At 71.4% G+C, this 14,090-nt stretch carries 12 protein-coding genes and 1 riboswitch; of the genes, 1 reads left to right on the top strand and 11 read right to left on the bottom strand.

Annotated features, from left to right (window positions below; genetic code table 11):
- Window positions 1-81 precede the first annotated feature (81 nt).
- A complete protein-coding gene (gene gcvP / locus ABTZ17_RS32615) occupies window positions 82-2,967 on the bottom strand; it encodes an aminomethyl-transferring glycine dehydrogenase (RefSeq protein WP_352199408.1) in 2,886 nt (961 codons plus the stop codon).
- A 198-nt stretch (window positions 2,968-3,165) separates the two neighbouring features.
- Window positions 3,166-3,275, bottom strand: a riboswitch (glycine riboswitch).
- A 113-nt stretch (window positions 3,276-3,388) separates the two neighbouring features.
- Here gcvP and ABTZ17_RS32620 point away from each other — a divergent pair.
- Window positions 3,389-3,775 (top strand): PRC-barrel domain-containing protein, encoded by a 387-nt coding sequence (locus ABTZ17_RS32620; RefSeq protein ID WP_352199409.1) that lies wholly within the window; start codon window positions 3,389-3,391, stop codon window positions 3,773-3,775.
- A gap of 27 nt (window positions 3,776-3,802) precedes the next feature.
- Here ABTZ17_RS32620 and ABTZ17_RS32625 read toward each other — a convergent pair whose 3' ends face one another.
- The 10 genes from ABTZ17_RS32625 to clsA all read right to left on the bottom strand — a co-directional run bounded on the left by ABTZ17_RS32625 (window position 3,803) and on the right by clsA (window position 13,957).
- On the bottom strand, window positions 3,803-5,239 hold the full coding sequence (locus ABTZ17_RS32625) for a DNA polymerase IV (RefSeq protein ID WP_352199410.1): 1,437 nt from the start codon (window positions 5,237-5,239) through the stop codon (window positions 3,803-3,805).
- Between the two features lie 218 nt (window positions 5,240-5,457).
- Window positions 5,458-6,099 (bottom strand): MerR family transcriptional regulator, encoded by a 642-nt coding sequence (locus tag ABTZ17_RS32630; RefSeq protein ID WP_352199411.1) that lies wholly within the window; start codon window positions 6,097-6,099, stop codon window positions 5,458-5,460.
- A gap of 190 nt (window positions 6,100-6,289) precedes the next feature.
- Window positions 6,290-6,763, bottom strand: coding sequence for a bifunctional nuclease family protein (locus ABTZ17_RS32635; RefSeq protein WP_352199412.1), 474 nt, complete (start codon window positions 6,761-6,763; stop codon window positions 6,290-6,292).
- Between the two features lie 76 nt (window positions 6,764-6,839).
- Window positions 6,840-7,586 carry a transcriptional regulator FtsR gene (gene ftsR, locus ABTZ17_RS32640; protein ID WP_352199413.1) on the bottom strand — a complete coding sequence of 249 codons (747 nt, stop codon included), beginning with the start codon at window positions 7,584-7,586 and terminating at the stop codon, window positions 6,840-6,842.
- Between the two features lie 40 nt (window positions 7,587-7,626).
- On the bottom strand, window positions 7,627-8,547 hold the full coding sequence (locus ABTZ17_RS32645) for an FHA domain-containing protein (RefSeq protein ID WP_352199418.1): 921 nt from the start codon (window positions 8,545-8,547) through the stop codon (window positions 7,627-7,629).
- A gap of 82 nt (window positions 8,548-8,629) precedes the next feature.
- Window positions 8,630-9,457 carry a DUF881 domain-containing protein gene (locus ABTZ17_RS32650; protein WP_352199414.1) on the bottom strand — a complete coding sequence of 276 codons (828 nt, stop codon included), beginning with the start codon at window positions 9,455-9,457 and terminating at the stop codon, window positions 8,630-8,632.
- A gap of 5 nt (window positions 9,458-9,462) precedes the next feature.
- Entirely contained in the window at window positions 9,463-9,795 is a 333-nt protein-coding gene (locus ABTZ17_RS32655; protein WP_003970459.1) for a small basic family protein, read from the bottom strand.
- Entirely contained in the window at window positions 9,792-10,682 is an 891-nt protein-coding gene (locus tag ABTZ17_RS32660) for a DUF881 domain-containing protein (RefSeq protein WP_352199415.1), read from the bottom strand. Before ABTZ17_RS32660 ends, ABTZ17_RS32655 begins: the two co-directional genes overlap by 4 nt.
- Window positions 10,683-10,756: 74 nt before the next feature.
- Window positions 10,757-13,252, bottom strand: a complete 2,496-nt coding sequence (locus ABTZ17_RS32665) for a sugar phosphate nucleotidyltransferase (RefSeq protein ID WP_352199416.1) — start codon at window positions 13,250-13,252, stop codon at window positions 10,757-10,759.
- A 96-nt stretch (window positions 13,253-13,348) separates the two neighbouring features.
- Window positions 13,349-13,957, bottom strand: a complete 609-nt coding sequence (clsA, locus tag ABTZ17_RS32670; protein ID WP_352199417.1) for a cardiolipin synthase ClsA — start codon at window positions 13,955-13,957, stop codon at window positions 13,349-13,351.
- Window positions 13,958-14,090 lie beyond the last annotated feature (133 nt).

The raw sequence follows: 14,090 nt of genomic DNA on the forward strand, positions 1-14,090 counted from the left end.
TGGCTGCTCGGCGTCACCGTACTGCTCATGGCGGGCGGCACCCTCGCCGACCGGCCCCTCGTTCGTCTCGGGGTGCCCCGATCAGGCGTCGTACTCGTCCAGGGGCGGGCAGGAGCAGACGAGGTTGCGGTCACCGAAGGCACCGTCGATGCGGCGCACCGGCGGCCAGTACTTGTCCGCGGCGGAGACCCCGGCCGGGAAGACGGCCTCGTCCCGGGTGTAGGCGTGGTCCCACTCGCCTCCCAACGCCGCCGCGGTGTGCGGGGCGTTGCGCAGCGGGTTGTCCTCGGCGGGCCACTCGCCGGAGGCCACCCGCTCGATCTCGCCGCGGATCGCGATCATGGCCTCGCAGAAGCGGTCGATCTCGGCCAGGTCCTCGGACTCGGTCGGCTCGATCATGAGCGTGCCCGCCACCGGGAAGGACATGGTGGGCGCGTGGAAGCCGTAGTCGATGAGGCGCTTGGCGATGTCGTCCACGCTGACGCCGGTGGACTTGGACAGCGGGCGCAGGTCGACGATGCACTCGTGGGCCACGAGGCCGGCCGGGCCGGTGTAGAGCACCGGGTAGTGCGGCTCCAGGCGCTTGGCGATGTAGTTGGCGCCGAGCACGGCCACCTGGGTGGCGCGCTTGAGGCCCTCGCCGCCCATCAGGCGGACGTACGACCAGGAGATGGGCAGGATGCCCGCGGAGCCCCAGGGGGCCGCCGAGATCGGGCCGACGCCGGTCTCCGGGCCCGCGGTGGGCTGGAGCGGGTGGTTCGGGAGGTACGGGGCGAGGTGCGAGCGGACGCCGACCGGGCCGACGCCGGGGCCGCCGCCGCCGTGCGGGATGCAGAAGGTCTTGTGCAGGTTCAGGTGCGAGACGTCGCCGCCGAACTTGCCGGGCTTGGCGAGGCCGACGAGGGCGTTGAGGTTGGCCCCGTCCACGTAGACCTGGCCGCCCGCGTCGTGGACCTGGCCGCAGATGTCCGCGACGTGCTCCTCGAAGACGCCGTGCGTCGACGGGTAGGTGATCATGAGGACCGCGAGCTCCTCGCGGTACTGCTCGATCTTGGCGCGGAGGTCCTCGACGTCCACCTCGCCGTCGTCGGCGGTCTTGACCACGACCACCTTCATGCCCGCCATGACCGCGCTGGCGGCGTTGGTGCCGTGCGCGGAGGAGGGGATCAGGCAGACGGTGCGCTGCTCGTCGCCGTTGGCGCGGTGGTAGGCGCGGACGGCCAGCAGGCCGGCCAGCTCGCCCTGGGAGCCGGCGTTCGGCTGGATGGAGACCTTGTCGTAGCCGGTGACCTCGCAGAGACGTTCCTCCAGCTCGTTGATGAGCGTGAGGTAGCCCCCGGCCTGCTCGACCGGGGCGAAGGGGTGCAGCTGGCCGAACTCGGGCCAGGTGACCGGCTCCATCTCGGTGGTGGCGTTGAGCTTCATGGTGCAGGAGCCCAGCGGGATCATGCCGCGGTCCAGCGCGTAGTCCCGGTCGGCGAGCTTGCGCAGGTAGCGCAGCATCGCGGTCTCGGAGCGGTGCTGGTGGAAGACCGGGTGGGTCAGGTAGTCGTCGGTGCGCAGCAGGGCCTCGGGGAGGGCCTCGCCCACGGACGCGTCCAGGGCATCGATGTCGGCGGTGACGCCGAAGGCGGCCCAGACGGCTTCCAGATCGGCGCGCAGGGTGGTCTCGTCGCAGGCCACGGAGACGTGGTCGGCGTCGGCGGAGTACAGGTTGACCCCGCGCTCGCGGGCGGCGGAGACGACCTCGGCGGCGCGACCGGGGACGCGGGCGGTGAGGGTGTCGAAGAAGGCGCCGTGGACGATCTCGACGCCGCCGGCCTTGAGGCCCTCGGCCAGGATCCCGGCGTACCGGTGGGTGCGGCGGGCGATGGTCCGCAGGCCGTCGGGCCCGTGGTAGACGGCGTACATGCCGGCCATCACCGCGAGGAGCACCTGCGCGGTACAGATGTTGCTGGTGGCCTTCTCGCGGCGGATGTGCTGCTCGCGGGTCTGGAGGGCGAGGCGGTAGGCCCTGTTGCCGTCCGCGTCCACGGAGACGCCGACGAGGCGGCCGGGCAGGGAGCGGGCGTGCTTGTCCTGGACGGCCATGTAGCCGGCGTGCGGGCCGCCGAAGCCCATGGGGACGCCGAAGCGCTGGGTGGTGCCGACGGCGATGTCGGCGCCGAGGGAGCCGGGCGAGGCCAGCAGGGTGAGCGCGAGCAGGTCGGAGGCGACGGCCACGATCGCGCCGAGGCCGTGGGCCTCGTCGATGAGGGGCTTGATGTCGCGGACGGCACCGGAGGCGCCCGGGTACTGGAGCAGGACGCCGTAGACGCCGCGCTCGGCGACCTCGGCGGGGATGCCGGCGGACAGGTCGGCGACGACGACCTCGGTGCCGGTGGGTTCGGCGCGGGTCCGGATCACCGCGATGGTCTGCGGCAGGGCGTCGGCGTCCACGAGGAACACCCCGCCCTTGACCTTGCCGACGCGGCGGGCCAGCGTCATGGCCTCGGCCGCGGCGGTGCCCTCGTCCAGCAGGGAGGCGCCGGAGGTGGGCAGGCCGGTCAGCTCGGCGACCACGGTCTGGAAGTTGAGGAGGGCCTCCAGGCGGCCCTGGGAGATCTCCGGCTGGTACGGGGTGTAGGCCGTGTACCAGGCGGGGTTCTCCATGACGTTGCGGAGGATCACCGGCGGCGTGAAGGTGCCGTAGTAGCCCAGGCCGATCATGGACGAGAGCACCTGGTTCCGCGAGGCCAGGGTGCGCAGCTCGGCCAGGACCTCGGCCTCGGTGCGGGCGGCGGGGAGGGCGAGGGCCTCCGCGCTCTTGATCACGTCCGGTACGGCCGCGGCGGTGAGCTCGTCCAGCGAGCCGTAGCCGACCTGGGCGAGCATCTTCGCCTGCGCCTCGGCGTCGGGGCCGATGTGGCGCTGTTCGAAGGGGACGCCGCTCTCGAGCTGGCTGAGCGGAATGCGGTGGACGGTCATCTGCGGGGGCCTCCTGGTCGTCACGACCTGCGAGGGGTGCCACGGCGCGGGCACCCGGACGGCCTCCCCCTCTGTCATCTCAACCTGAGAGCTTCACCGGTCCTCCTGGGGGTCGCCCGTGGAGTCCCGGCTTTCACCGTCGGTGAGGAGGGGTTCCGGCACACCGGTCCGACGCCCGCCCCTGCTTTCCAGAGTGGCCTCGTCCGTGCGGTACGTCTGCCTGAGAGATTCCGGGGAGGATTTGCTCCTTCGGCGCCCACGTCCCGACTCGTTTCGAGCCGGTCGGAGGACTCTCCCGCACGGTGTCTGCAGCCGGAACCCAGACTACCAGCGAGGTTCCCGGGGCTCCCTCGACTGGCCCCCTCTCCCGTTATGCACTTTTGTATTCATTACGGAGGAGTTGCGACCAATTGGAGGGACCGTGCAGACCGATGTCGATCCGCGCAGCCTGATCGGCCGCAAGGCGTTCGACCGGAACGGGGCCAAGATCGGCACCGTCGACGAGGTCTACCTCGACGACGCCACCGGGATTCCCGAGTGGGCCGCCGTGCGGACCGGACTGTTCAGCAGGGACGCCTTCGTACCGCTGGAGCCGAGCGAGCTGTCCGAGAACGGGCTCCGGGTGCCCTACGAGCGCTCCCTGATCAAGGACGCTCCCGATTTCGGGGTGGGCCGCCACCTCTCGCCGGAACAGGAGCTCCAGCTCTACCACCACTACGGCCTGGACGTGGCCCTGCCCGGGGACATCGCCGCCGCCCCGCCGGACCGCGACTTCGGCCGCCTCTCCGGCGAGGACCCCCGCCCCTGAGTCCCCCGCCGGGCCACCGGCACGAGGTCAGGCGCCCCCCGCGGCCGAGCGCGCCCGAGATGGCGCCGGCACGCCCCCGGACGGCTCCTCCGGCCCTCCGGGACCCGGGGGCGGTACGGACACCAGGGGCAGCGGCTCCGAGGGCTCCAGGTCCGGGTCGTCCACGAGGAAGGTCCTGACCCGCCCCGGCGCGGACTGCGGGTCCTCGAAACGCACCGTGACCCGCCCCACACCGCTGCCCTGCACCCACCCCGGCCCGTGGACGACGTGGCGGACGTCGTTGCCCGGGATCCAGCGCCGCGCCGCCGCCGGTGCCTCGGGCGCGCCGGGCTCCGGCTCCGCCGCCTCCGCGCACTCCGGCTCCCCGACGCCCTCCTCTCCCACCTCGGCACCGGCCGCCTGCGCGAACAGGTCCTCCTGGGTGTAGTCGGCGAGCCCCGAGACGCCCACGCCCAACAGCCGTACCCCGCCCGTGGTGTCCACGGCCTCCAGCAACCGCGCGGCCGCCTCCCGCACCACGGCCGGATCGTCGGTGGGACCGCGCAGGGTCTCGGAGCGGGTCAGGGTGGAGAAGTCGTACCGCCGCACCTTGATCACGATGGTGCGCCCGGAGTGCCCGGAGGCCCGCAGCCGGGCCGTGCACCGGTCGGCCAGCCGCGCGACCTCGTACTGGATCCGCAGCCGGTCGTGCAGGTCCACGTCGAAGGTGTCCTCGACCGACACCGACTTGGCGTCCCGCTCGGCCACCACGGGTCGGTCGTCGAGCCCGAGGGCCATCCGGTACAGCCCGGCCCCGTGCGACTTCCCGACGATCCGCACCAGCTCGTCCTCGCCCGCCTCCGCCAGCTCCCCCACGGTGGTGATCCCGGCCCGGCGCAGGTGGTCCCCGGTCGCGGGCCCCACCCCCGGGAGGGTCCGCACGGTCATCGGCGCCAGCAGCTCCCGCTCCGTGCCCGTGGGTATCAGCACCAGCCCGTCCGGCTTCGCCTGCTCCGAGGCGATCTTGGCGAGCATCTTGGACCCCGCCAGCCCGACGGAGGCGCTGAGCCCCGTGACCGCCCGCACCTCGGCCCGCAGCCGCTCCCCCGCCGCCCGCGCCGAGGACTCGTCCGAGGCCGCCCCGCCCGCCTCCAGGTCCACGAAGGCCTCGTCCAGGCTCAGCGGCTCCACCAGCGGCGACAGCTCCCGCAGCAGGGCCATCACCTGCTCGCTCACCGTCCGGTACAGGGCGTACCGGCCGGCCAGGTAGGCGCCGTTCGGGCAGAGCCGCCGCGCCTGCGCCATCGGCATGGCCGAGTGCACCCCGAAGCGGCGGGCCTCGTAGGAGGCCGTGGACACCACCCCGCGCGGCCCCAGCCCGCCCACGATCACCGGTTTCCCGCGCAGGCTCGGCTTGGAGGCCTGCTCGGCGGCGGCGAAGAAGGCATCCATGTCGAGGTGCAGGATGGTGGGCGCGGGTCTCACCCCTCGATGCTCCCCCACCCCACTGACAACGCGCCTCGCGACGCCCTGGAGGCCGCCGGAAGAACGCCCTCCGCCCCGCCCGGAGCGACCGGCCGGACCCGGAACGACCGGCCCGACGGGACGCGGGCCGGCCGGAACCGGACGCCCGGACACCCCGCGGCCACGGGGGCGGCGGGGTGCCGATGACGCTCTCCGCGCCTCCGCGGAGGCGTTCCGGTTCAGACCGCCCGATTGCGCCGCCGGGCCAGCTCGTCGGAGGGGTTGGTGCCGACCAGGGTCTCCCCGGTGTCCACCCGCTCCCCGTGCAGCTGCGCGAGGGCGTTCTCGACGTCCCGGCGGACCACGCCGACGGCGATGCCGAAGACGCCCTGACCGCCCTGGAGCAGCCGGACGACCTCGTCGGGCGAGGTGCACTCGTAGACCGTGGCCCCGTCGCTCATCAGCGTCATCCGGTCGAGGTCCGCGAACCCGCGCTCCCGCAGGTGCTGCACCGCGGTGCGGATGTTCTGGAGGGCCACCCCGGTGTCGAGGAACCGCTTCACGATCTTGAGCACGACCACGTCGTGGAAGCTGTACAGCCGCTGCGTGCCCGAGCCGTAGGCCGGCCGCACGCTGGGCTCGACGAGCCCGGTGCGGGCCCAGTAGTCGAGCTGGCGGTAGGTGATGCCCGCCGCCGCGCAGGCCGTGGGCCCGCGATAGCCGATCTGCTCGGAGGACGGATCGCCGTTCACGGCGCTCACCGCCGACTCCGGCTGTCGCCGCACGGGGCCCGTGGTGCCGCCGTGCAGCGGGTACGGGCCGCTCTCCCCGGGACCGCGTGCGGGGATGCCCCCGGTCGTACCGTCGCCGCTGGTTCTCACGCCGACCCTCCGTCCTTGACCTGCCATCTCGACGGTAGGCAGTCACCCGGGGTGCGTCAACGATCGCCACACTCGGCACGCCGAGTGATAATCACCCTGAGAGTGGTTTCGCGTACCCTTCCGCAGGGAAAGGCTACTCGAATGACTTGAGCCTCCCTTGAGGAAGCTCACACGACGGGCTCACGTACGGTCACTGATTGCTGGAGCCGAAGTCCTCGGGAGAGATCTGGTCGAGGAACTCGCGGAACTTCTCCACCTCGTCCTCCTGCTCGTCCGGGATCGCGATCCCGGCGTCGTCCAGGACCCGGTCGCTCCCGTAGATGGGCGAACCGGTCCGCAGGGCCAGCGCTATGGCGTCGGAGGGGCGGGCGCTCACCTCCACCCCGCTGGCGAAGACGAGCTCCGCGTAGAAGACCCCCTCGCGGAGGTCCGTGATGCGCACCTCGCTGATCTCCTCGCCGAGGGCCTCCAGCACGTCCTTGAAAAGGTCGTGCGTGAGCGGCCTGGCAGGGGCCATCCCCTGCTGGGCGAAGGCGATGGAGGTCGCCTCGGAAGGACCGATCCAGATGGGCAGGTACCGGTCGCCCCCCACCTCACGCAGGAGGACGATCGGCTGATTGGAGGGCATCTCCACCCGGACACCGACAACGTCGAGCTCGTTCACACAGCAACCCTAGGACCTGCCCGGCCGGTTTGGGTAGTCGGGCCGCCTTCCGGCTCGTCCGCGCCCCGGCCGGCCCTCAGGGCAACCGGGCCCCGAGCGAGCTCCTGACGAGCGCTTCGTGCAGCTGCACCGTCAGTCCCGCGAGCTGCCTCACGGTGGCCTCGGCGTGCGCCCGGGTCTGCGGATTGCGGTGTCGGCGCAGGGGCGCCACCAGCTGCTCCACGAGACCGGCCTCGCGCTCGGCGGCGGCCTTCATGGCCCGCAGGTGCCGGGGCTCCAGGCCGAACCGGCCCAGCTCCGCGACCAGTCGGGCCACCTGCACGGACTCCGCGTCGAAGCCCCCGCCCGGCACCTCCGCGACCAGACCGTACGACTCCCACTCGGCCAGCTGCTCCTCGTCCGCATCGGCGGCGGCCAGCAGCTCGGCCCGGCCCACCCGCGCGGACACCGGTCCGGCCGGCTCCGTCGGGACGGCCGCCTCCACCACGGGATCGGCCTGCGGGGAGGGGGCCGGGATGCGCACCTGTTCGCCCCGCTCCAGGGCGTCCAGCTGTTCGCGGATCACCTTCAGCGGGAGGTAGTGGTCACGCTGGAGCCGCAGCACGCGGGCCAGCCGCTCCACGTCCTCCGCGCTGAACTTGCGGTATCCCGACGGCGTGCGACGGGGTTCGACGAGCCCCTCCGCCTCCAGGAACCGGATCTTGGAAATGGTGACTTCGGGGAACTCGTCGCGCAGCTGGTTCAGCACCGTGCCGATGCTCACCAGCCGCCCGGCCGAGCCGGCGGTGCCGTGACCGGCACCGCCCGTCGGTGTCAGCAGCATGGACCTTCCCAGGGTTGCCCCCGGACGGTGTCCGGGGAGGTCAGACGCCTCGCTGGCTCGCGTAGAAGACCAGGCGGTACTTCCCGATCTGCACCTCGTCACCGCTGTTCAGGAGCACCGATTCGATCGGCTCCCGGTTGACGTACGTACCGTTCAGGCTGCCGACGTCCGAGACGGTGAAGCGGCCGTCCTGGCCTCGCCGGAACTCGACGTGCCGCCGGGAGACCGTGACGTCGTCCAGGAAGATGTCGCTCTGCGGGTGACGTCCGGCCGTGGTCAGCTCGCCGTCCAGCAGGAAGCGGCTGCCCGAGTTGGGGCCGCGCCGGACGACCAGCAGCGCCGAGCCCGGGGGCAGGGCGTCCACCGCGGCCTGGGCTTCCGGGGAGAGGGACGGCAGCGCGTGCTGGCCCGTCATCTCCGCCTCGTAGGCCTCCAGACCGGAGATCGAGATCGTCGAGGTGGTCTCGGAGGCGCGCTCCGGCGTCAGACCGGGCCGCAGCGGCGCACCGCACTGGGAGCAGAACCGGCCGTCGGCACCGTTCTGGTGCCCGCACCTGCTGCACACCTGCACGGCCGACATCGACGGCTCCTCGCGCCGCGGGGGCCCCGCGGAGGCATTGGTGGCGTACGGGTCGGCCGGAAACTCTCGACCCGCACTTGATGGTTCTCCGAAACCTATGCGGCCGGAGGTGGCGGGGTCAACAGCCGACGCGCCGTGGCCCGCTCCCCCGACCTCGTCGCGGAACAGCGGGCGGTCGCCCTGCGGCTCCGCGCCGTCCTGGCGCGACGCGCGGTGCTTGGCACCGCCGTCCTCGCGCGCCTTCTTGCCGAACAACTTCTCAAACAACTTCACGGGCGATTCCCCTTGACCGAAACAGACCCGCCCGTGGGGCAGGACGAACCCTTGGTGCACACACCTGCCGACCCGGACATTCTCACAACGTCCGTAACCACCAGACAGTTTCCACCACGCACCGCTTCTTCGGTGCGCCGACCCCCCGCAAGCCTCCGCGCGCGTGAGGGCCTTCTCCCGACGCTCCGCGTCATGACGATGACGACCGAGCGTAGTCAGGCTGCTTCGCCGCCCGCAAGGCGTCGACGACGATCTTCGTCGAGCGTACGACGCTCGCGGCGGCCTGCTCCTTCTCCAGCGTCTGGATCACCCCGCCGGGGATGTTCAGCGCGGGCTCCAGGTCCTGCGGTTTCCCGATGACCTTGAACACATAGGGCTGTGTGATCTTCTTGCCGTCCACGCCCACTCCGCCCTCCTCGTCAGAGAAGTAGGTGTCCGCGACCACGCGCACGCCGTTGACCTGGATCGCCTCCGCGCCGGCGGCCCGCAGCTCCTGGATGGCGTCCAGCAGCATGTCGGACTCGACGAGCCCCTTGGGGTCGGAGACGGTGAGGGTGATGCCGGGGCCCTCGGCGGCCACGGTGCCCGCGAGGATGCCGAGCTGGCGTTCCTTCTCGACGGTCTGCCTGCGGGCCTCCTCGGCCTGGTCCGAGCTGTTCTCCAGCTCTCTGCGCTGGTCGTCCAGCCGTCTCTTCTCGTCCTCCAGCCGCTGGGTGCGGCCGTCGAGTTCGTCGAGGATGCGGACCAGGTCCTCCTGCCGGGCGCCCCGCAGGGCGCTGCTGTCGCTGTTGGAGCGGACCTGGATGGCCAGGCCGAGCCCGAGGACGAACAGCAGCAGGGCCACGATCAGCTGGGCCCGGGTGACGCGGGGCGGCCAGAGGCCCGCGGCGAGCCGCTGCCGCCCGGTCTGTCGGGGGCCGGGAGCCTCCTCGGGCGCCGCGGTGGGTTCGGTGCCGGTGGGAGGGGTCCCTGTGGAGGCGGGCTCGGGGGGCTCGGGCGGCTGGTTCTCCGTACTCATCGGCCTCACGCCCGGAACACGTGCCGGCGGATGGCCGCGGCGTTGGAGAAGATGCGGATGCCGAGGACGACGACCACACCGGTGGACAGCTGCGCGCCGACGCCGAGCTTGTCGCCGAGGAACACGATGAGCGCGGCGACGACCACGTTGGACAGGAACGAGACCACGAAGACCTTGTCCACGAAGATCCCGTCCAGCATGGCCCGGAGGCCGCCGAACACGGCGTCGAGCGCGGCGACCACGGCGATCGGGAGGTAGGGCTCGACGACGGCCGGCACCTCGGGCCGGACCAGCAGGCCGACCACCACTCCGACCACGAGGCCCAGTACGGCGATCACGATGCACCCTTCTTCGGTTCTGCGGTTCGAACGGTGAGGCTGGACGCGGCCGGCAGCCGTACGTCGTCCTCACTGGAGACGCTGTAGCGGATGCCGTAGTTCTCCTGGAGCACGTGCAGGTACTGGCCGTCCGTGCTGTCCTGGAACTCGGTCTCCAGCCGGTTCTTCTCCCCCACGGCGAGCACCTCGTACGGCGGTACCAGCGGGCGGTTGTCGACCAGTATGGCGTCACCGGCGGCCCTGATCGCCGAGAGCGAGGTGAGGCGCTGTCCGTTGACGGACACCGCTTCGGCCCCGGCCTGCCAGAGCCCGTTGACGATGCGCTGCATGTCGCGGTCGCGGACGCGGCCGGTGTCGGAGAAGCCGGAGCTTTCGCGGGGGCCGCCGCCGGAGGAGGCGGAGTCCTTGGCGTCGTCCACGACCAGTTTCAGGCCGGGGCCGTGCACGGGGGTGGCTCCGGACAGCAGGGCCACCAGGTGTCCCTGGTCCCCGCCGTGCTGCCGGAGCGCCTCGCGCTGCCGGGCGGCCACGTCGGCGCGGAGGGTTTCGATCTGCTTCTCCAGGCCGTCCGCCTCGGCGTCCGCGCGCTCGACCCGGTCGATGAGCTCTTCCCGTTCCTTGGCGAGTCCGGGGGCGGATATCCGGGCTTCGGCGGCGCCGAGCGTGACGACCATCGCGGCCAGGACGAGTCCGGCCGCGAGGGCCAGTTTGCTCTTCAGGGTCCGGGGCAGTCCGGCGGTGCCCTCGGCCGCGCGGCGGGCGGAGGCTTCCGCGTAGCCCTCGTCGAGGCTGTGGTCCATGACCTGCGTGAGCAGGGACATGGAGGCGTCCGGGCGCGTCGGCGGAGCCGGACCCCGGTGGTTGGACGGCTGCGGCATGCGGCACATCGTCGCACGTCGTACGGTCCCGTCACGAATGCGCCCGGGGGCCCGCGGAGCGTTCCGCGGGCCCCCGGTACGGGTCAGCGTCCGGCGCCCTCCACGACGGCCGACCACTCGTCGAGCAGGGCCAGTGCCGAGGTGTCGTCGGGGCCTTCCGCCCACAGGTGGGTGACGGCTTCGGCGGGGTCGGGCAGGACGAGGGCCCAGCGGCCGTCGGCCTCGACCACCCGGACCCCGTCGGTGGTGTCCACCTGCCGGTCTCCGGCCGCTTCGACGACCCGGCGCATCACGAGACCCTTGACGGCCCACGGGGTCGCGAGGTCCCGCTTGTGGACGTGGGCTCGCGGTATGCGGTCGTCGATTTGGCTCAGGGTGAGCTGGGTGCGGGCGACCAGTCCGATGAGTCGGACGAAGGCGGCCGCTCCGTCGAAGACGCTGCTGAACTCGGGGACGATGAAGCCGCCGCGGCCGTCGCCACCGAAGATGGTGGTGTCGGCCCGACCGACCCGGGTGAGGTCGTCCGGGGAGGTGGTGGTCCATTCGACCTGGGTGCCGTGGTAGGCGGCCACCTGTTCGGCGATGCGGGTGGTGGTGACGGGCAGGGCCACCTTGCCGCTGCGCCGCTCGGCGGCGACCAGGTCGAGGGAGACCAGGAGGGCCCGGTCGTCCTCGATGATCCGGCCGCGTTCGTCGACGAGGGAGATCCGTTCGCCGACGGGGTCGAAGCGGACTCCGAAGGCGGCGCGGGCGGAGGAGACGATCTCTCCGAGCCGGACGAGTCCGGCTCGACGGGATTCGACGCTCTCGGTGGGTCGGGACTCGTCGAGGCCGGGGTTGATGGTGAGGGCGTCCACGCCGAGCCGGCCGAGGAGGCTGGGCAGGACCAGGCCGGCGCTGCCGTTGCTGGCGTCGACGACCACCTTCAGGCCGGATTCGGCGATGCCGGTGGTGTTGAGGCTGCGCAGCAGGGCTCCGGTGTAGGAGTCGAAGACGCTGGCCGGGAACTGGAGGTCGCCGATTTCGCCGGGGAAGGCGCGGCGGTACTCCTGGCGGGCGTAGACCCGGTCGAGCTTGCGCTGCTGACCTTGGGAGAGGTCGGCGCCGCGCTCGTCGAGGAACATGATGTCCACGGAGTCCGGTACCCCGGGCGAGGTTCTGATCATGATGCCGCCGGCGCTGCCGCGGGCGGTCTGCTGCCGGGCCACGGGCAGGGGGACGTTCTCCAGGTCGCGGACGTCGATGGCGCTGGCCTGGAGCGCGGAGATCACGGCCCGTTTGAGGGCGCGGGCACCGCGGGAGTGGTCACGGGCCGTGGTGACGGTGGCACCCTTCTTGAGGGTGGTGGCGTAGGCCCCGGCGAGACGGACGCAGAGCTCGGGGGTGATCTCGACGTTGATGATGCCGGAGACGCCGCGGGCGCCGAAGAGGTGCGCCTGGCCGCGGGACTCCCAGATCACCGAGGTGTTGACGAAGGCGCCCGCCTCGATGGTCTTGAAGGGGTAGACGCGGACGTTTCCCTGGACGATGGATTCCTCGCCGACGAGGCATTCGTCGCCGATGACGGCGCCGTCCTCGATGCGGGCGGCCCGCATGATGTCGGTGTTCTTCCCGATCACGCAGCCGCGGAGGTTGGTGTGGGGGCCGAGGTAGACGTTGTCGTGGACGACGGCCTTGTGGAGGAAGGCGCCGCTCTTGACGACGACGTTGGAGCCGACAACGGTGTGCTCGCGGATCTCGACGCCGGCTTCCACTTTGGCGTAGTCGCCGATGTAGAGGGGGCCGCGGAGCACGGCGTCGGGGTGGACCTCGGCGCCTTCGGCGACCCACACGCCGGGGGAGATCTCGAAGCCGTCCATGTCGACCTGGACCTTGCCCTCCAGGACGTCGGCCTGGGCCTTGACGTAGCTCTCGTGGGTGCCGACGTCCTCCCAGTAGCCCTCGGCCACGTACCCGTAGATGGGGCGGCCTTCCTTCATGAGCTGCGGGAAGACGTCTCCGGACCAGTCCACGGGCACGTCGGGGTCGACGTAGTCGAAGACCTCGGGCTCCATGACGTAGATGCCGGTGTTGACGGTGTCCGAAAAGACCTGCCCCCAGGTCGGCTTCTCCAGGAAGCGTTCGACCTTGCCTTCCTCGTCGACGATGGTGATGCCGAATTCCAGCGGGTTGGGCACCCGCGTCAGGCACACCGTGACGAGTGCGCCCTTCGACTTGTGGAACGCGATGAGGTCCGTCAGGTCGAAGTCGGTGAGCGCGTCGCCGGAGATCACCAGGAACGCGTCGTCCTTGAGGGCCTCCTCGGCGTTCTTGACGCTTCCGGCGGTCCCGAGCGGCTTCTCCTCGTTCGCGTACGTGAGCTCCATGCCGAGCTCTTCGCCGTCCCCGAAGTAGTTCTTGACCAGTGAGGCCAGGAACTGCACGGTGACGACGGTCTCGCTGAGCCCGTGCCGCTTGAGCAGCCGGAGCACGTGCTCCATGATCGGCCGGTTGGCCACCGGCAGGAGCGGCTTGGGCATGCTCGAGGTCATGGGGCGAAGGCGGGTGCCCTCACCACCGGCCATTACGACGGCCTTCATGTCGGAAGGATCCTCCTTGAAGAGACGACAGGTCCGGCCGACGCACCCGTCCGGGCGGACAGCCCCCCGACTCCTCCGCGACACTGCGGCGAGCGCTCAATCGGCCGTGGCGTCCGCCTTGACCAGGCGGCGGACCTGAACCACGTAAAGGATTCCTGCCCACCAATAGAGGGTTGTACCCCATCCTGCGAACGCCCATCCGAAAACGGACCCGAGCCAACCCAACCAGCCGTCCTGATCACTCAGGAGGAGCAACGGGAAGGCGTACATGAGGTTGAAGGTCGCCGCCTTGCCGAGGAAGTTCACCTGCGGCGGCGGATAGCCGTGGCGGCGCAGGATCCACACCATGACGAGGAGCATCAATTCCCGCGCCAGGAGGGCCCCGGTGAGCCAGAGCGGCAGGATCTCCCGCCAGGTCAGGCCGACGAGCGTGGACAGGATGTACAGCCGGTCCGCGGCGGGGTCCAGAAGCCGGCCGAGGCTGCTGATCTGGTTCCAGCGGCGGGCGAGCTTCCCGTCGAGGTAGTCGCTGACTCCGCTGAGCATGAGGACGAGCAGGGCCCATCCGTCGCTGTTCGGCCCGCCGAACACGGGGCGGAGGATCAGCCAGAGGAACAGGGGTACGCCGACGAGGCGTGCCATGCTCAGGATGTTCGGGATGGTGAGGACGCGGTCCGTCTGGACCCGGGTCTCCTGGACCTCCACCCGGGGGCCTCCACTGTTGAAACGTGCGATCGACTCCCTGACCCTACAGGAGAACCCTCGGCTCCCTTCCGGACCCTGAACGCAGAAAAGCCCCGCACCATAAGGTGCGGGGCTCCCCCACAATGATTGTTCG

Origin of the sequence: Streptomyces sp. NPDC097619, assembly GCF_040302735.1 — a bacterium.
GTDB lineage: Bacteria > Actinomycetota > Actinomycetes > Streptomycetales > Streptomycetaceae > Streptomyces.

Excerpts from the sequence above, each read along its gene's own strand:
- ABTZ17_RS32660 (WP_352199415.1), bottom strand. The coding sequence starts at position 10,682 with ATGTGCCGCATGCCGCAGCCGTCCAACCACCGGGGTCCGGCTCCGCCG.
- gcvP (WP_352199408.1), bottom strand. The coding sequence starts at position 2,967 with ATGACCGTCCACCGCATTCCGCTCAGCCAGCTCGAGAGCGGCGTCCCC.
- ABTZ17_RS32665 (WP_352199416.1), bottom strand. The coding sequence starts at position 13,252 with ATGAAGGCCGTCGTAATGGCCGGTGGTGAGGGCACCCGCCTTCGCCCC.
- ABTZ17_RS32650 (WP_352199414.1), bottom strand. The coding sequence starts at position 9,457 with ATGAGTACGGAGAACCAGCCGCCCGAGCCCCCCGAGCCCGCCTCCACA.
- ftsR (WP_352199413.1), bottom strand. The coding sequence starts at position 7,586 with ATGCTGCTGACACCGACGGGCGGTGCCGGTCACGGCACCGCCGGCTCG.